General features: G+C 36.9%; 13 protein-coding genes. 8 read left to right on the top strand and 5 right to left on the bottom strand.

What is annotated here, in order from left to right; translation table 11 throughout:
- The first annotated feature begins 117 nt into the window (after positions 1-117).
- Entirely contained in the window at positions 118-1,629 is a 1,512-nt protein-coding gene (gene atpD / locus KBJ98_RS10995) for a F0F1 ATP synthase subunit beta (protein ID WP_166132490.1), read from the top strand.
- A 71-nt stretch (positions 1,630-1,700) separates the two neighbouring features.
- Positions 1,701-1,982 carry a FoF1 ATP synthase subunit delta/epsilon gene (locus KBJ98_RS11000; protein ID WP_166132489.1) on the top strand — a complete coding sequence of 94 codons (282 nt, stop codon included), beginning with the start codon at positions 1,701-1,703 and terminating at the stop codon, positions 1,980-1,982.
- A 49-nt stretch (positions 1,983-2,031) separates the two neighbouring features.
- Here KBJ98_RS11000 and KBJ98_RS11005 read toward each other — a convergent pair whose 3' ends face one another.
- The 4 genes from KBJ98_RS11005 to KBJ98_RS11020 form a co-directional block, all read right to left on the bottom strand.
- Positions 2,032-2,574 (bottom strand): GNAT family N-acetyltransferase, encoded by a 543-nt coding sequence (locus KBJ98_RS11005; RefSeq protein ID WP_210790672.1) that lies wholly within the window; start codon positions 2,572-2,574, stop codon positions 2,032-2,034.
- Positions 2,575-2,616: 42 nt separating this feature from the next.
- Entirely contained in the window at positions 2,617-4,173 is a 1,557-nt protein-coding gene (locus tag KBJ98_RS11010) for a phosphatase PAP2 family protein (RefSeq protein ID WP_210790674.1), read from the bottom strand.
- Positions 4,170-5,081 carry a hypothetical protein gene (locus KBJ98_RS11015; RefSeq protein ID WP_210790676.1) on the bottom strand — a complete coding sequence of 304 codons (912 nt, stop codon included), beginning with the start codon at positions 5,079-5,081 and terminating at the stop codon, positions 4,170-4,172. The genes KBJ98_RS11010 and KBJ98_RS11015 overlap by 4 nt, the downstream gene beginning before the upstream one ends.
- A gap of 540 nt (positions 5,082-5,621) precedes the next feature.
- Entirely contained in the window at positions 5,622-6,161 is a 540-nt protein-coding gene (locus KBJ98_RS11020; RefSeq protein WP_210790679.1) for a hypothetical protein, read from the bottom strand.
- 290 nt (positions 6,162-6,451) lie between these two features.
- Here KBJ98_RS11020 and KBJ98_RS11025 point away from each other — a divergent pair, with 290 nt between their 5' ends.
- The 4 genes from KBJ98_RS11025 to KBJ98_RS11040 all read left to right on the top strand — a co-directional run bounded on the left by KBJ98_RS11025 (position 6,452) and on the right by KBJ98_RS11040 (position 10,864).
- Complete coding sequence (locus KBJ98_RS11025; protein ID WP_210790682.1) at positions 6,452-7,621, top strand: aminotransferase class I/II-fold pyridoxal phosphate-dependent enzyme; 1,170 nt, start codon at positions 6,452-6,454, stop codon at positions 7,619-7,621.
- A 47-nt stretch (positions 7,622-7,668) separates the two neighbouring features.
- Positions 7,669-8,286, top strand: coding sequence for a dethiobiotin synthase (gene bioD, locus KBJ98_RS11030; RefSeq protein WP_210790684.1), 618 nt, complete (start codon positions 7,669-7,671; stop codon positions 8,284-8,286).
- 3 nt (positions 8,287-8,289) lie between these two features.
- On the top strand, positions 8,290-9,594 hold the full coding sequence (gene bioA, locus KBJ98_RS11035) for an adenosylmethionine--8-amino-7-oxononanoate transaminase (RefSeq protein ID WP_210790687.1): 1,305 nt from the start codon (positions 8,290-8,292) through the stop codon (positions 9,592-9,594).
- Between the two features lie 106 nt (positions 9,595-9,700).
- Positions 9,701-10,864 (top strand): beta-ketoacyl synthase N-terminal-like domain-containing protein, encoded by a 1,164-nt coding sequence (locus KBJ98_RS11040; protein ID WP_210790688.1) that lies wholly within the window; start codon positions 9,701-9,703, stop codon positions 10,862-10,864.
- Here KBJ98_RS11040 and KBJ98_RS11045 read toward each other — a convergent pair.
- Positions 10,850-11,320 (bottom strand): regulatory protein RecX, encoded by a 471-nt coding sequence (locus tag KBJ98_RS11045; RefSeq protein WP_225899117.1) that lies wholly within the window; start codon positions 11,318-11,320, stop codon positions 10,850-10,852. The two genes, KBJ98_RS11040 and KBJ98_RS11045, sit on opposite strands and share 15 nt — an antisense overlap.
- A 295-nt stretch (positions 11,321-11,615) precedes the next feature.
- Between KBJ98_RS11045 and KBJ98_RS11050 the strand changes: the two genes are divergently transcribed.
- Complete coding sequence (locus tag KBJ98_RS11050) at positions 11,616-15,035, top strand: GEVED domain-containing protein (protein WP_210790690.1); 3,420 nt, start codon at positions 11,616-11,618, stop codon at positions 15,033-15,035.
- Positions 15,036-15,231: 196 nt separating this feature from the next.
- Positions 15,232-19,089, top strand: a complete 3,858-nt coding sequence (locus KBJ98_RS11055) for a delta-60 repeat domain-containing protein (protein WP_210790693.1) — start codon at positions 15,232-15,234, stop codon at positions 19,087-19,089.
- The last annotated feature ends 4 nt before the right edge of the window (positions 19,090-19,093 follow it).

Here is a 19,093-nt window from a genome sequence, read left to right on the forward strand (position 1 = left end):
TAATTGATTTTATATTTTAAAAAATTATCTTTGCACACTGAAAAAAGTATTTAATCAATGTGTATTGGTTAGACTTCTTTCACAAACCTAAATAGCTATTTAATAAATACATAAGTAATGTCGAAAGTAATAGGAAAAGTTGCCCAGATCATTGGACCAGTAGTTGACGTAGTTTTCAACGGTAAGGATGTTGAACTTCCAAAAATTTATGATTCGTTAGAAATCACAAAAAAAGATGGTACTTTATTAGTGCTAGAAGTACAATCTCACATTGGTGAAAACACAGTTCGTACCATTTCGATGGACTCAACAGACGGTTTGTCTAGAGGTTACGAAGTTGTGGGTACAGGAAATCCTATTCAAATGCCAATTGGTGCAGATGTTTACGGTCGTTTATTTAACGTTGTTGGAGACGCTATTGATGGTTTACCAGAATTGCCTAAAACAGGTGAGAACGGAATGTCTATTCACCGTCAGGCTCCAAAATTCGAAGATTTATCTACATCTTCTGAAGTTTTATTCACAGGTATCAAAGTAATCGATTTGATTGAGCCTTATGCAAAAGGAGGTAAAATTGGATTGTTTGGTGGTGCTGGAGTTGGTAAAACAGTATTGATTCAGGAGTTAATTAACAATATTGCAAAAGGTCACGGTGGACTTTCAGTATTCGCAGGAGTAGGTGAAAGAACACGTGAAGGAAATGACTTGCTTCGTGAGATGTTAGAGTCAGGTATTATTAAATATGGTGAGGAATTCATGCACTCTATGGAAAATGGTGGATGGGACTTATCAAAAGTTGATTTACCAGGAATGAGAGAGTCTAAAGCTACTTTCGTTTTCGGTCAAATGAATGAGCCACCAGGAGCTCGTGCACGTGTGGCACTTTCTGGATTATCTATTGCTGAGTATTTCCGTGATGGAGCTGGATCTGATCAAGGTAAAGATGTATTGTTCTTCGTTGACAATATCTTCCGTTTTACACAAGCAGGTTCTGAAGTATCGGCACTTTTGGGTCGTATGCCATCTGCAGTAGGTTACCAACCAACATTGGCAACTGAGATGGGAGCTATGCAAGAGCGCATTACTTCTACAAACAAAGGTTCTATTACTTCTGTACAAGCGGTTTACGTACCTGCAGATGACTTAACTGACCCGGCGCCAGCTACTACATTTGCTCACTTAGATGCAACTACGGTATTGTCTCGTAAAATTGCTGAGCTAGGTATTTATCCTGCGGTTGACCCGTTAGATTCTACTTCTCGTATATTGACTCCACATATCTTAGGAAATGAGCACTACGACTGTGCACAAAGAGTAAAAGAAATTCTTCAAAAATACAAGCAATTGCAAGATATTATCGCGATTCTTGGTATGGAAGAATTATCAGAAGATGATAAATTGGCAGTATCAAGAGCGCGTCGTGTACAACGTTTCTTGTCTCAGCCTTTCCACGTAGCGGAGCAATTTACAGGTTTAAAAGGAGTTTTAGTAGATATTAAGGATACTATCAAAGGATTTAATATGATTATTGATGGTGAGTTAGATCACTTACCAGAATCAGCTTTTAACCTTAAAGGTACTATCGAAGAAGCTATCGAAGCTGGAGAAAAAATGTTAGCCGAAGCGTAAAACGAGTTTACAGTTGATAGTAACAGTTAGTAGTAACTGAAACTGAAAACTGAGACTGAAAACTTAAAAATATGATTTTAGAAATAGTATCACCAGAGGCTAAATTGTTTTCAGGAGAAGTAACTTCGGTTACTTTGCCAGGAGTAGATGGAAGTTTTCAAATCTTAAATAATCACGCTCCAATTGTTTCAATTCTTGAGAAAGGTGTGATTAAAATTGCAGCGGCAAACCTTACTTTAACAAAGGATGTTGCTAATAAGTTTACAAAACTGGATGCTCAAAACTATACTTTAGAGATTCATTCTGGGACTGTTGAAATGAAAGACAATAAAGTAATTGTTTTAGTTGATTAAGTTCCTATTATAAATATCAAAAAAAGCCTAACTCATCGTTAGGCTTTTTTTATTTCCAGTTCCATTGTATGATGTTCCATTCGAGGTCGTGTTCAAGGTAAGTAGCAATAATTTTGAAACCTATTGCTTGATGTGCTTGCAGCGAACGTTGGTTTAGTGTTGCTACTTCGGTAATCAGTACATCAAATTCACCATGAAGTTGTTCTCTATAAAAGAGGTACAATGCTCTAAACACACCTTGCTTCCGATAGTCTTTTGAAATGCAAATTTGCCCCATTACAACGTATTTCGCTTCGCGAGCCACAAGTTGTTCTATTCTGGTAAATAGTGGCTGTAAAGCAGGTATTTCGGCTTTAAAACTAGGTAGCATGACTAATGCAAATCCAATTACTTTTGTATGATCTTTGGCAATGATGTGCTTACAAGCATTATTCATTTTTTCAAGGAGACATACAGTATGTTGTACAGTCACAAAACCTTCCTTAGTTTTTTCTTCAGTAGAGAATTGTGAGCTACTATTTTGCAATTGTAATTCCCGTATTTGTTCTAGTTCCTCGAGTAAATTGGCCCTGCAATAAAGTATCGTATTCATAGTGTATTCGATAATGATGGTTTTATTCTAGAGGAGTTTTAATTATTCTGCTCCATCAGTTTTGGCGCGTTGCACGGTTAGATTTCCAACTTTTTGTCCTAACTCCATTCCTTTTTCGCAATCGCTGCGGTAATGTATACAACCTAACATCCTTGATTCAGATGCTTCTTTGGCCATAGCTTCAAAACTGGTTTTTTTACTCGGAATTAAATGAGATAATACGGTGCTTGCCGCTGCGCTAAATGTGGAATGGCCAGAAACGTAAGCTGGAAAATTGGGAACTCCAGTATTTGTTTTAATAGAAGGATCTATTTGTGTTGGCCTCGGGTTATAATAGGCATACTTGGCATCCCAACAGCTTATTGCTGCGTCCATCATGGCGATATTTAGTAAGGCCATGTTTCTAGCCCAACGAACTTCGCTATAATTCAATTTAACAAAAGATTCTGCTGCAATTGCGTTCCAATGTCCTGGCGGAGTATAAGTGCCAATTCCATCTGCCCAAAATGTAACAATTTCCATATTTCTTCTGGTTTGATTTTGACTTATTGATTTGATTTCTGCTAATTCTTTTTTGAAAAGATCTGATTTAGTTGATGGTGGTGGCACTGGTCTATTTGCAATCACCATTTCGGGTGTCATAATAAATGATTTAACTTTCCCAAAAAAGGGTAGCATTGGCGGACGAGCTGGCAATTCAAGAGATTTCCAAGGTGTTTCGCCTTTTGCAATTGTTTCATTTTCTAGTTGTGCCCATTGCGCTGGAGTTCCTATCGCGGCTCCTGCGCCATCAGAACTGGCTCTTGCAATAAACTTCGCTGCTATTTTTTTTCCTAAAGTTATTCCTGCATCAACATCACTTCGCACGTTTGCGCCTGCAATAATGCGATATAATTGGTGTTCAGCTGCTTTTTCTTGAATAAATGCAATTTCTGTTGGGAATAATAATTTGAGTAATTCTACTGTTACACCGCAGATTGCACCGTCTTCAGAGGGATAGGAGGGTAATGTACTTTTAGGAACTAATACTTGCAATGCGTTGTCTTGCGTAAAGGGAGCAATTCTGCTAAACTGCTTTTTATAAAACCATGTTGCAACCAAAGCATCATGTTGTGCAGCGCTTACATATGCATAGGCCCTCGCTGCATACGGTGGGCTCGAAAAAGGAAACTCAGGATTAGCAAAAGGATTTGCTGCTGATGGAGTTGGGTAGGTTCCGTCAGGATTTTGGTAGGGCGGTCGGTTGTGTTTGGCCACGAGTGCGCGCATAATTTCATTCCAGCGTAATACGCCACCTACGCTCCAATAGCGAATGATTCTTTGTTGCTCAGCAGTAATATTAGCTTGGAAACTTTTTATTTCATTTATTTCTCTTGTAAATGCTGGGCTGTTACTGGCTATTGGAGCATCTAGCGAATATTCATTAGGGCTAGTTAATAAAAATGTTTTCCAAGCTCCTGCTTCTTCATCTTGTGATATCGGATTTAAAGCTTGAAATTCATTATTTCTCTCTTCTAGATCCTCATTGCATGAAGTGAAAATTATCGAAGAAATTACTGCTAAAAGATATATTGAGGTTTTTTTGAATGTACTTTTCATGATTGTTTTTTGTTAAAATTCAAGATGTAAAATAGGCCGCCATAAATAGAGGTTGTTTGCCCTACATTTCGACCATTTAAAGTGTAATTACAACCTGCTAAGAAGGATAATCTAGGATTTTGTTTTGGGCTGTATTTTGTAAAAACACCTGTTCGAAGTGCATTCATGGTATTGCTCGGGAAAGGCATATTATTGCTGGTAATGTCAAAACCTCCACTTTGAGTTACCATATTTTCCAAAGAGGCTTCGGCAATAAGGGTATTGGTTCGATATCCTATTTTGTAGTTTACATTTATTACATCTGGCATATCTACTCTATTTGTGTAATATGGTTTTGTAGTAAAGTAGGAATTGCGATCAATCTCAATGGAAGCTCTTTTTACGTATGCGGCTGAAAAAGTAGTAAAAAAGCGTTTGTTTTGATAATCAGCTATCAAGCGTAGGGTGGCGGTTTTACTCTTTGCACCAATGCTTAATGGTAAAAAGTCTGCTGCATAATCTGATAAGGGTGTAGATAGCCCCAAAACTGTGTAGACTGTGTAGGCTGTTCTGTTTATTTTTCTTTTAAATGTAAGGTGTTTGAGAGACAACGTAAGATCTTGTACGCCCTCTTGTCCCGCTAAAGTACCTGCACTAGCTTTGGTTTTTACATAAGGTAGGCTGATTAGTACATTTAATTTTTTCGTTAATCCGTAATTACCCATTACTGCCAAGGATGAACTATAAACGGTTCCTAAATTAAGATTTTCACGTTTAAAGTCACCTTCCCAATACTCATTCCAGCTGTTGTGCTGATATACTGTTCCAAAACAGAAATAATTTTTACTCATAAATAATCCATCGGTTTCTGTTTGAGAAAACAAAAAAAGTGGAGCGAGTAGTAGTCCAAGTAAATATTTATTTTTCATTTTTAATTGCTGGGCTGGTTAATTTTTTGATCTTTTAAATGCAGAGATATATTTTTATGCTCAATTATCCTTTGTCTGCAGGACCTGATTTTGATTTTTATAGTGATCAAAATAAGAAGCATAAAATACGCATCACTTCTATACAAAAGAAGTTTTTTGTGTTTGATTTAAGTTACTAAAGAGTTGGTTTTTTAAAAAAAATAGTTCCCGAAAATCAATAGAACTCCATTAGATATTGGGTTGTTAAAAGCCTGATTTACTTGAATAGCTCTTTTGGTAAACACAAAATGGTATGTTTATTATCTGCTCAGTCAAATTTTTGTGTGTTGACTGTGCAGGATAGCTAAAGTTGCTGTTGCTTTTTTGTAAAATGATATTTGCTAAAAACGGCTATAATGAAATAGTTGCCATACTTTAGATCAATAACAAGCTTAAAGCTAATGTTGTTGATTGCGCAAGCATTTAAGTTTAGCACATTTTTAAACAGCTAAAATTTATATTGTACAAAAAGTTAAGGTAAAATAGGTTTTAACAAAGAGCTTAAACCAAATCCGGAGGTGAGAAGGGCACAGACAGATAACCTGCAATTAAAAGCGGAGTGGGTGATACTGCAATTTCAGTAGTAGTTGCCTTGTTTTCTGGTGAAAATACTATGGCAGCTGTTGCTTGAGGAATATAATCTTTTAAGAAAGATTTCATCAGTTTTTTTAAAGGCGATTCTTTTGTGGCACCGCCATTAAACAATTGTTGATCAACAATATTTTGTAAGTCAGGATTTATTGATTCTTGATGTGAATTTGGGAGGTAATACAAGCTCAGAATATTGTTTTGAATTCTTTTTTTGAATATGTGATACGTTTTTTGGTCGATAATTACATTTTCATTTACATATTCAAATTCAGTATCCTCTACAAACGAATATAAAGAAGCATTTAATTGAATAACTTGGTAATTGATATTGTCTTTTTTTTCAATCGCTGAAACCCATGCTTGTTCTTCCTGATAAGCAAACATCAGATAATAGCCCAGTACATTATAGAATAACGTAACTATCAGAAAAAGAGTAGCAATCCGTTTCATATGCTTCGAAAGTAGCAAACAATTGTGCAGACTGTTTTTTTTAAGATTGTTTTTAAGATTAAATTAACATAAATTTATGATTTTAATCAATCGAAACCGTTTTCGTAAAAATATCCAGCTAACATTACGACTCTTCTTTTTTATCTGTTAAATTGCAATGAATTTTGTTTCATATAGCTCAAAACTCTTTCAGTGTTTTCTCAGCTAGAAGTAATGTGATAGAGTACCCTTTTGGATGAATTGACGCTTAAAATTCAATTCATATAAAACTTGCTTATTTTTGTATCACCATGAAAAAATTTCCTAAAAATCTTTTGGATAAACTGCAAACCAGAATGGAGCAGAATGCTTTGCGAATACTACCTTCTCCTTCAATGGCTATCGATTTTTCATCTAATGATTACTTAGGTTTTGCAGCATCTGAAACTCTTTTTCATCAAACTCATGATTATTTAGTTTCCAAGAATTTGCTTCAAAATGGCGCAACGGGTTCCCGTTTGTTATCAGGTAATCATGCGGTATATGCTACAACCGAAAATTATATTGCGCAATTTCATCAATCAGAAACCGCTTTGTTGTTCAATTCTGGTTACGATGCCAATGTTGGTTTTTTTGGTGCTGTACCGCAACGCAATGATGTAATCATATTTGATTCTTTATGTCATGCCTCTATTCGTGACGGAATTCAAATGAGTGCTGCAAAATCGTATAAATTTGAACATAATAATCTCGAAAATTTAGAAGAACTCATCGCTAAAGCAAAAGCTACTCAACTATCTTCCTCCAGTATTTATATTGTCACAGAATCTGTTTTTTCAATGGATGGAGATTGCCCTAATCTAGCTGAATTAGTGCAAATTGCCATTGATAATGACTGTTATTTGATCGTAGATGAGGCGCATGCATTGGGAGTGGTTGGCGAAAAAGGAGAAGGTTTGGTGCAAATGTTAGGTTTACAAGACCAAGTTTTTGCCCGTATCATGACTTTTGGTAAGGGTTTGGGCTGTCATGGAGCAGCCATTTTAGGTAGTGAATCTTTGAAAAATTATTTGGTTAATTTCGCCCGCAGTTTTATTTATACTACTGGTCTGTCGCCCCATTCAGTTGCCACAATTTTCATGGGATACAAGCAATTGGCCTCTGATGATGCAGTGCTTTTTAAACTCAGGAAAAACATTGATCATTTCAATCAAATAAAAAATATGCTGGGCGTTAAGCCCTTGTTTGTTTACAGTAAATCAGCCATTCAATCGGCAATTATACCGGGTAATGATAAGGTAAAAATGATTGCTAAACAATTGCAAAATGAAGGTTTTGATGTAAAAGCCATCCTTTCGCCTACGGTACCAGAAGGGCAAGAACGCCTCCGTTTTTGTTTACACAGTTACAACACAAAGGAACAAATTGAAAAAGTACTTACTTTACTAAGTGTGTACGTTTTTGAACAAAAAAAGATATAATATTAAATACTGCTAGCATTTGCTTGTTGGATAATTTTTTAAAAAGTATGAAACTATTTATAACAGGAATTGGAACCGATGTTGGTAAAACTGTTGCATCGGCTATTATTACAGAGGCTCTCGAAGCTGATTACTGGAAACCGATACAGGCGGGTGATTTAAAACATTCTGACAGTCACAAAATCAAATTACTTTTATCAAACAGTACAACGGTAATTCATCCTAATGCCTATGCATTGCATACGCCTGCAAGTCCGCATTATGCTGCCGAGTTAGATAAAATTATAATTGACTTAAATAAAATAACTGAACCAGAAACCAAAAATCATTTGGTAGTTGAAGGTGCTGGCGGGATTTTGGTTCCATTAAATGATACGGATTGCGTCGTAGATTTGATTCAACCCGATTATAAAGTGATAGTAGTTTCACGCCATTATTTAGGCAGTATCAATCATACTTTGATGACTATCGAATGTTTGAAAAATAGAAATCTATCGGTTGCTGGTATTGTTTTTAGTGGCAACGAAAACAAAGCTACCGAATCGATAATTTTAAACAAGACAGGAATTAAATTTATTGGCCGCATTGATCAAGAACCTTATTTTGATGCCAATGCCATAAAAGAATACGCTGATTTATTTCGTGACAAACTTTTGAGTTTATAAATTATGAGTACTATAAAAAATGTTGCTTTGGAAACGGCCACTCTTGTAGAAAGAGATCAAAAGTATTTGTGGCATCCGTACACCCAACATAAAACAGCTGCTTTGCCCATTGCTATTGCAAAAGGTGAAGGTGCTTTACTTTGGGATGAGAATGGTAAAGAGTATATTGATGCCATTGCATCGTGGTGGGTAAATCCTTACGGGCACTCCAATCGGTTTATAGCTGATGCGATTTACAAACAATTAACCACGTTAGAACATGTACTTTTTGGAGGTTTTACACACGAGCCCGCGGTTCTTGTTGCTGAAAAGTTAATGGAGATTTTACCAAAAAATCAACAAAAAATATTTTTTTCAGATAACGGTTCAACTGCCGTTGAAGTAGCAATCAAGGTTGCGTTACAGTATTTTTTCAACAAAGGCGAAAAACGAACGACTATTATTGCTTTTGAAAATGCTTTTCATGGTGATACTTTTGGCGCTATGGCAGCCAGCGGAATCTCGTTTTTTGTCGAAGCCTTTGAAGGAATGTTTATTGATGTCGTGCGTATTCCTGTTCCTGTAAAAGGGCACGAGCAAGAGAGTTATGATGCTTTACAAAATGTCATTAATACTAAAAATTGTGCAGCTTTTATATTTGAACCTTTGGTTTTAGGAGCCGCAGGTATGGTGATGTATGAGCCTAAATCACTTGAAGTACTGATGCAAATTTGCAAGGAAAATCAAGTCTTCAACATTGCTGATGAAGTAATGACGGGTTTTGGTAAAACGGGACGCAATTTTGCTACTGATTACGTGACTAATAAACCTGATATGATGTGCTTGTCGAAAGCATTAACAGGAGGCACGATTCCGATGGCGATTACCACTTTTACGCAAGATTTGTACGATGCCTTTTATGATGATGATATCAATAAAGCTTTATTCCACGGTCATACTTTTACAGCTAACCCTACAGGATGCGCTGCGGCCTTGGCGAGTTTGACTTTGTTGCAAACGGATGAAATGCAAAGTAATATTGTTAGGATTCATGACAATCATAAGGTTTTTGAGAAGCGTATCAAAAACCATCCAAAAATAGTTACCACCCGTATCTTGGGAACTATTATTGCACTCGAAGTTGTTACCGATGGTGCGGCAAGTTACTACGGAAGTTTGCGCAACAAGTTGTACGATTTTTTTATTGCCAATGGCGTTGTTTTACGACCTGTAGGAAACATTGTTTATGTATTGCCGCCGTACGTAATTAGCGATGAGCAGTTACAAAAAGTATATCAAGTGATCGAAAATGCTTTAGAAATAGTTTAAATTTGCAGAAAATTTGCAAAGTACTTGAAGGTGCTCTGAAGTAGTTTTAAAAGCGAATTACTAGAGCATTTTCAGTTTTTTAGCATTCCTTAAATCAAAAATAATCTTGTCGAAAATTATCTCCATCACTTCAATAGCCTCAATTTCGCCTCTAGGCAGCAACGCTCAGTCGGTGTGGGAAATGTACTTGCAAGACAAACACTGTTTTACACAGCAATCGTATGATCAGGCGCCAACATTTGTAGCTTCTTTAAAGGATGAAGAAGTGTCTTTGGTTGAAGCATTGCGTAAAGAAGATTCGAAATACAAATTTCTCGACAAGTCTGTTTTGTATGCGATGATTGCTGCTCGTAACGCTGTTGCAAAAGCGGGTTGGGATAAGTCAGAAGTGTTCGGGATCAATTTAGGTTCTTCACGCGGAGCGACAGAATTATTCGAAAAACATCATTTGGATTATATTCAATCTGGTAAAGCGCAAACTTTGGCTTCGCCGACTACTACTTTAGGAAATATTGCCTCTTGGGTAGCGCATGATTTACAAAGTTCGGGTCCTGAAATTTCACATTCTATAACTTGTTCGACAGCGCTGCATGCAGTTTTAAATGGCTACGTATGGCTACAATCTGGAATGATTGATAAGTTTTTGGTGGGTGGTAGCGAGGCGCCTTTAACTGATTTTACGATTGCTCAAATGCGCGCTTTAAAAATTTATTCTCAAACAGAAGCTGATGTTCAATTATGGCCCAATCGTGCTTTGGATTTCGAGAAGAAGAAAAACACTATGGTGCTTGGCGAAGGGGCCGCAGTTTGTTGTCTTGAAGCGGGAAAAGCACCAAATGCATTGGCCTACATTGAAGGAATTGGTTATGCTACTGAGTTACTTGAACATAATATTTCAATATCAGCAGAGGCAATTTGTTTTCAAAAATCAATGAAAATGGCTTTGCAAAATACGGAACTGACTGATGTAGATGTAATCGTAATGCATGCTCCCGGAACCATAAAAGGCGATTTGACAGAATACAAAGCCATTCAGAAACTTTTTGGTACTAATTTACCGCTGTTAACTACCAATAAATGGAAGATAGGCCACACTTTCGGTGCTTCTGGAATTTTGAGTATGGAATTGGCCATCCTGATGATGCAGCACAATACGTTTATCGGCGTACCTTTTGCGGAAGCGCAGCAGTCCAATAAACCAATTCGAAAAGTGTTGGTAAACGCAGTTGGTTTTGGTGGTAATGCGGTGAGCGTATTATTGAGCCTCTAAATCTTTTACTTTTTCGTAAACCAATTGGCTCTCAAATCCTTTACGGAGTAAATAGTCACAAAACTTTTTTCTTTTTTTGAGGGTGTTTCTTTCGGTACTGTTTTCCCAAACTCGGTCAGCAGTTTTATGGAAAGTCTCTAAATATTCATCAGTTGTAATTTCTTGTAGTGCTTTTGTAATCAGTCGTTGATTGATATTTCGGAACTTGAGTTCATTTGTAATTCGGATTTTTCCCCAAGATTTAATTCTGTGTTTTCCTCGTGCAAAACTACAAGCAAAACGCTCTTCGTTTAAAAATTTTTCTTGAATTAAGTGGGCGATAATTTTGTCTATCTCATCATTTGACATTTTCATACTGCGCAGTTTACTCATCATTTCGTCGTGGCAACGGTCTTGGTAAGCGCAGTAATGCTCTGCTTTTTTGATGGCTTCTTTTATCGAATAGATTTCTTTCAAAGGAATTAGACGTTGGATTAGTTAGAGACAAAAATAATTTATTTTTTCGTTATCGCTTTAGTTTACGCAAGAACCAATATTTAAATAATTACGTATATAAAGTAGTTTATTATTCGAATAATAAAAATCTTATAAAAAAACATAACTCTCTACATGTTAAACGTGTATTTTATCGATTAATTTTGCGCTTTATCGATTTTTTTAGGATTGATTTTAATAGGAGACTTAACTTGTGGCATATTTAAAGCAGTTTTATTTCGCTGAAAACCAATTAAATATTTAAATAAGAAATGATATGATTAAGAAATACTTTAACACAACTACATGCTATTTTTTAGCCCTTTTTCTTTTCTTCTCATTATTTTCTTTTGGACAAACTACGCAAACATATACCAATTCAGGAACTTTTACAGTTCCTTGTGGTGTAACTTCTATTACGGTACAAGTATGGGGAGCTGGGGGAGGAGGAGATAGAAATTTTCGTCAAGCAGGAGGAGGTGGAGCTTTTGCCCAAAGTACTCTGAATGTTAGCGAAGGAAATTCGTTTGCTGTTACAATTGGTCAAGGCGGTGCAGCAGGCGCTAACGGTGGTGACTCAAGCTTTGGTACATTGGTTATTGCCAGAGGAGGTAATAGTGGAAACGGCGGTACCAACGCAGGCCGAGGAGGACAAGGATCTTTGAGTGTGGGTGATATCACTTTTAGTGGTGGTAATGGAGGCTCGAGTGCTAATAATGGAGGCGCTGGTGGAGGCGCTTCAGCAGGAAGTACGAATAATGGAGCTAATGGAAATAATAATAGTACTGGTACAGGCGTCGGCGGCGGTGTAGGAACAAATGGAGGTGGTAGTGGCGGTAATGGTGGCGGTACAGGTGACAACGGCGGAACAGGAACTGCTCCAGGTGGTGGTGGTGGAGAGCGAGGTAGAGATGGTGGCTCTAGTGGAGGAGGAGGTAATGGTCGAGTTATAATTATTTATACCTCTGCTAGTTCAGCCTATTGTACTCCAAGTTTTAATAATGGTGTTGAGCCTATTACAAATGTAACTTTTGCAGGAATAAATAATACTACTTCAAACGCATTAGGAGGCCCTAGTCTAGAAGTATTTTGTAATACAGGTTCTGTTGTTCAGGGCTCAGCAATCAATGCTATTTCTGTGAAAGGAAATACAGCTGGAAATTATACAGATTTTTATAAAGTTTATATCGACTGGGATCAAAATGGTGTTTTTGGAAACAATACCAATGAAATAACAAACTTAGGTACCATCACAAACTCTACAGGAATAGATGCTACAATACTAACAGGAAACATAACTGTTCCTGCAACAGCTGTTATCGGCACGACAAGGATGCGGGTCATAAAAGTTTTCAATAACAATGCCAGTGATCCTTGTTTCTCAGGTCTTTTCTATGGTCAGGCTGAAGATTATAACGTAACAGTAATTGCGCCTTGTCCTGTTTACGCTCTAACCAGCGTTGCAGCCGTCTCCACAGCATGTACAACAAATAAAACTTCGTTGGTAACACTGAGTGGCACAGCAGCAAGTTTACCTATTGGTTCTTATACGGTTACATATAGTTTAAGTATTAATGGAAATTCTCCTAGCTATACCGCTCCAATGACTGTAACTACAGCAGGCAATGGACAATTTACAGCTGATCTTGGGATAATGGTAGCTAATAACGCTACAACCATAAGGATAAATAGTTTAGCCTCAGGTTCTTGTAATGGGACTCTAATTGCTAATAACATTTCAAATACTGTAGAAATGTATGAGCCAATAACGCTGACTTTAGGTACAGTTACCCCACCTACTTGTGCAGTTCCAACAGGAAGTGTGGTTTTGGCTGGGTTGCCTTCTTCTGGACCATTGACAATAACTCCAAATCCCGTAACTCCGGGCATAACAGTAACACGATCAGGTGCTACAGCAACTATCTCTGGATTAGCGCAGGGAAACAGTTATACCTTCACTGTTTCTGGTGGTCCATGCTCTCCTGTGATAAGTGCAAGTGTGCCTATAACAAGTTTAGAAACTACTACTTACAACGGCACAACTTGGTCTTCGGGTTTTGGTATCAATAAAATAGGTACAATTACTGCGGGTAATGCGTCACCTATTTCACTAAATACAGATACAGAACTTTGTTCATGTACCATAAGTCCTAATACTAATGTGATCGTTAATCCGGGGGTTACCTTAAAACTACAAAATGAATTAAATGTAAGTACCTCAGGATCGGTAACATTTAGTAACAATGCTAGTTTGGTGCAAGTTAATGATGCTGCTGTTAATAGTGGTGTTATCAACTATAAAAGACAAACTACGGTTGTTCGTAGAGCATCGGATTATACCTACTGGTCAAGTCCAGTAGCGGCACAAAATTTATTGGCTCTGTCACCAAATACAAATTTGGCTAGGTTTTGGTCTTTTATACCAGGAGCTACATGGTATGTAGAACCATCGCCATCAACAACAACAATGGACATTGGTAAAGGGTATATCATTAGAGCTCCAGAAACAAACTACCCTGCTTATCCAATTTTTTCTTCCGTTTTTGAAGCTACATTTACAGGGGCACCCAATAATGGAGAAAAAACGATAGCAGTTGGAGGACCAAATACCTTCAATTTGATCGGAAATCCTTATCCATCTGCAATTGATGCTGTTAAATTTTTAAATGTAAATTCAAGCGTATTGGGAGGCACCATTTATTTTTGGACACATAATACTGCCATTCGTAATAAAGTTGGAGCTGCAAATGAAGGCTCCGGTGATTTAGTGTTTATTCAAGATGATTACGCCAGTTTTAATCGTACTGGAGGAGTGGGTACTGCTCCTGCAATTTCTGAACCGGCACCTAAAAGAATTCCAAATGGGTTCATTGCTGCGGGACAATCGTTTTTTACTACTAGCACCGCCACTGCTGGAACTCTAATTACTTTTAATAATGATATGCGTATTGGGGCTAGTTACTTAAATAACTCTCAGTTTTTTAGAACGAAAGCTTCCGAAAAAAATAACGTAGCAACGGACAGAAGTAGAATTTGGTTGAACTTAACCAACAAACAAAATGCTTTTAAGCAAACTTTAGTCGGGTACATAGATGGCGCTACCAACGATTTTGATACAGCATTTGATGGACTTAGTTTTAATGCTAATGCAATAATTAATTTTTATAGTGTAAATAATGCTGCAAACTATGTGATTCAAGGTCGTGCACTGCCATTTGAACAAAATGATCTCGTGCCATTGGGCTATAGCTCTACGGTTGAGGGGGAGTTTGCAATCAGTATTGATAATTTGGATGGATTATTTACCACTCAAAATGTATTTTTAGAAGATAAAAACACCAATACAATCCATAATCTAAAAACGTCTCCTTATAGTTTTCAAACGACAATAGGAACTTTTAATGATCGTTTTGTTTTACGTTACACGGATAAAACTCTTGGTGTAGAAGATGTAATTGCTGATGGCAATAAGGTGTTAGTTACTCTGAAAAATAAGCAATTAAAAGTAACTGCTGGCAAAGAAGACATCAAGTCGGTTACTATTTATTCCATTTTAGGGAAGCAAATTTACTTCAAAAAAGATATAACTAGTAAGGAGTTAGTTATCGATAACCTTCCTTCGAGCGATCAAGTTTTAATTGTAAAAACTGTTCTTGAAGACGGCACATTACATACTACAAAAACAATTTTTAAGTAAATAAAATACATTTTGATTTTTATAAAAGCCCATTCTATTTTGAATGGGCTTTTTCAGTTTACAAAAGCAAGTAATTTTTTGTAAATATCACTAAATGTGGGTATTGTGTAAAAATTTCAATGTGATTAATTTTATATTGTATTGATTTGTATAGCAGATTAATACATGTTTTTTGTAAAATTAGAATGCTAATACTTTGAAAAAAATTCTACTTTTCTGTTTTATTTTAATTGCTTCACTATTTTTTAATGTGAGTTTTGCGCAGCAAGGAATTTCTGACCCTACATTTAATACCTATGATGATGGTTTGCTAGGTGATGGGTTCGATGGTACAGTTAGAACAACCGTTTTGCAGCCGGATGGTATGATGTTAGTTGGCGGAGATTTTTTAAATTTCAACGGTACATCTACACCGCAAATTTGTCGCTTATTACCTGATGGCTCTAAGGACCCAACATTCAATACGGGTTTGGGTTTAAATGGAAAAGTCTACAGCATTTTGCTACTGGCTAGTGGAAAAATTATATTAGGTGGATCATTTACTTCATTCAACGGTTTGCCAGCTAATAGATTAATTCGCCTCAATAGCGATGGAAGTTTAGATGTAACTTTTAATACCACCGTAGCAGCTAGTAGTGGTATTATCTACAATATGGTAGAGCAATCGGATGGCCGAATTATAATTGTAGGGAGTTTTACTAAATACGATGGTGTTACAGCCAATAGAGTAGCAAGAATTTTACCCACTGGTGGTTTAGATCTTACTTTTGTTACTGCAGTTGGAGCTAGCTCTTTGGTGGAAGAGGTGCAATTACAAACGGATGGAAAAATAATACTTGGAGGCTCTTTTATCTCTTATAATGGAACTCCTTGTGGTAGAATTATTCGCTTGAATTCTACAGGAATTGTAGATCCTTCGTTCGTACAAGGTTCCGGTTTTGATAATTCCATTTCGGCCTTAGCACTTCAAGCAGATGGTAAAATTATTGTTGGCGGCAGTTTTTTAACCTACAATGCTGGTGCAGCACAAAAAATTATCCGACTTAATGCAGATGGCTCTAATGATTTAAGTTTTCTATCAGGTACAGGCTTTGCCAATGGGGTAGTTGAATCTGTTCGAGTAAATGCCTCAGGATCTATTTTTGTGGGCGGATCCTTTTCTACCACATACAACGCTGTTGATGTCAATCGGATTGTAATGTTGATGGCAAATGGGTCTGTAATAAGCGGTTTTGATATCGGTGCAGGTCCCGCTTCAGGATCTATTTACAGCTTCGCTGAGGATAGTTTTGGGAATTTTTATGCTTCTGGTTCTTTTTCAGTTTTCGATTCGCAAAATCAAGGACGATTGGCTCGATTTGATACTAATGGCGTATTAGACATTGCTTACCTAACGGCAGGTGTAGGATTTGATAATTCGGTTTTAGGGCTTATACCGTTAGCAGATGATACTACTATAGTTTTTGGAAGTTTTTCAAAATTCAATGGTTTTCTATGTTCGAAAATCACAAGTTTATTGCCTTCAGGCGCCGTAGATCCTTTGTTTAATGTTTTGGGGTCTGGTGCGAATAATACCATTAAAACAGCCGTTGTACAAACTGATCAAAAAATAGTGTTTGCGGGTGCTTTTACCAGTTACAATGGAGCAGCTTGTGGTAGAATTGTTCGAATACTTGCTGACGGAGCTGTCGATGTAAGTTTTGCTACGGGGTCTGGATTTAACAATCAAGTGTATGACGTAGCCTTGCAAGCTGATGGTAAGATTATCGTAGTTGGGAATTTTACTTCATACAATGGCATACCCATAAATAGGGTAGTTAGGTTATTGAATGATGGCTCTTTAGATCCTACCTTCAATGTTGGTATTGGAGCTGATGCCATTGTGGAAACTGTTGTGCTTCAGTCAGATGGCAAGCTATTATTGGGTGGTCAGTTTTCTAATTTTAATGGTACTCCACAAGCACGTATTACACGTCTTTTGCCTGATGGCAGCCTAGATTCAAGTTTTGTATCTGGTTTGGGATTGGATAAAACGGTTTATGCTATCGCTTTTCAATCTGATGGGAAGATAGTCTTAGGAGGTAGCTTTTCTAATTACAATGGGAATGCATCAAAAAGGATAGTTCGACTACAATCTAACGGTAGTTTTGATAGTAGTTTTAATATGGGATCTGGTTTTAGTACAGGCGATGTGAGGGCAATTGTAGTCCAGCCAGACGACAGATTGCTGATAGGTGGTACATTTGCTGGTACCTACAATGGTTTAAGTGTTAAACGTCTCATTAGAACTTTAAGTAACGGCCAGATTGATCCTACTTTTTCGGCTGTACTAAATAACACATTGTTTGCAATGGCAATTACCATCAATAATAAATTGATAATTGGAGGTAATTTTAATTCAATTTCGGGAATTACTAAGCATCGAGTTGCACGTTTAAAGTTATGCACTAATAGCTCAACATGGGATGGCATTTCATGGTCAAATGGCTCGCCATCTTCAGAAAAAACGTTATTAATTAATGCTAATTATACAATTGCAAATACAATTAATGCTTGCTCTTGCAACATCAATTCTTTTTCGCAAGTGACTGTAGCTTCATCAGCAGCCCTAAATTTGATGTTTGACTATTCTGGTGCAGGTACTTTAATTTTAGAAAATTCGGGTGTGCTTTTTCAAGAGGAAAATCATGTGGTGAATTCTGGGCAAATGAAAATGCACAGAAAGACCACTCCACTTGTAAAATCAGATTACACGTATTGGTCGTCGCCCGTAGCTAGTCATGTATTGGCTGATGTATCGCCAAATGCTCCGCAAGACCGACTTTTTTCATACAATTCCGTGCTAAATAAGTGGGTTGGCGAACTACCTACTGCAGTCATGACGGTAGGGAAAGGGTATATCATTCGGAGTCCATCAAATTTTTCAGAAACTGTTCCAGCAGTTTACGAAGCAGTTTTTACAGGTGTACCCAATAATGGGCAATATAATGTTGCAATTGTTGGTGCTAGTACCTTCAACCTGATTGGTAATCCTTATCCATCAACTTTAAATGCCGACTTATTTTTAGATCGAAACAAAACTATTATTGGAGGTACAATGTATTTTTGGACACACAACACAGCCATTACAAATTACAACTATAATTCAGGCGATTATGCTGCCTACAACTTGTTTGGTGGTGTGGGTACAGCAGCGTTAAATTTGGGAGTTAATACATTAGTGCCAAAAGGTAAAATAGCAGCTGGACAATCTTTCTTTGTACTAGGAATTAACAGTGGAGGTAATGCTATTTTTGATAATTCAATGCGCGAAAGTTCGGGTAACGAAGATTTTTTTAAAATCCAGGATGGAAAAGATAAAAAAGTAGGTGATACAGATAAACATCGGCTGTGGTTAAACTTGACCAATGAACAAGGTGCATTCAAACAAATTTTAGTAGGGTATAGCGAGGCTGCAACAAATCAATTTGATTTGGCTTATGATGGAATTTCCTTTAACGGGAATACCGCTTTAGATTTTTATAGTATCAATGAAGATAAAAACTTAACTATTCAGGCTAATGGGCTGCCATTTAATGACAATGATGTTTTTAAACTAGGTTTTAGCACTGCTGCGGCAAGTACATTTGTGCTGAAAGTAAATCATGCAGATGGCTTTTTGCAGGATAAAAGTTTTTTTGTTGAAGATAAAGTGAGCCAAACTATTGTACCGCTTGCAACCGAGGGTTATAAATTCACTTCAGAAAAAGGCTTTTTTAATGATCGTTTTCTGCTGCGATTTACAGATAAAAACTTAAGCAATTCAGAGTTTGAGAAGGAAAAAGAGGAACTAACTGTTGTCAAAAACAGCCAAGTAACTACTGTTGGTTTACGCAATCAAATTCTAGATGAGCTATGGTTGTATGGCATTGATGGCAAAGAAATATATCATAAAAAAGATATTCAAAAAGCTCATTATAGTATTCAGCCATTGCCAATTTCGCAGCAAGTTGCCATTTTAAAGGTAAAAGGTTGGGATGGGAAAGTATTTTCTACAAAAGTCATACTTCCTTAAAAAA

It is taken from the genome of Flavobacterium erciyesense, from assembly GCF_018069925.1.
GTDB lineage: Bacteria > Bacteroidota > Bacteroidia > Flavobacteriales > Flavobacteriaceae > Flavobacterium > Flavobacterium erciyesense.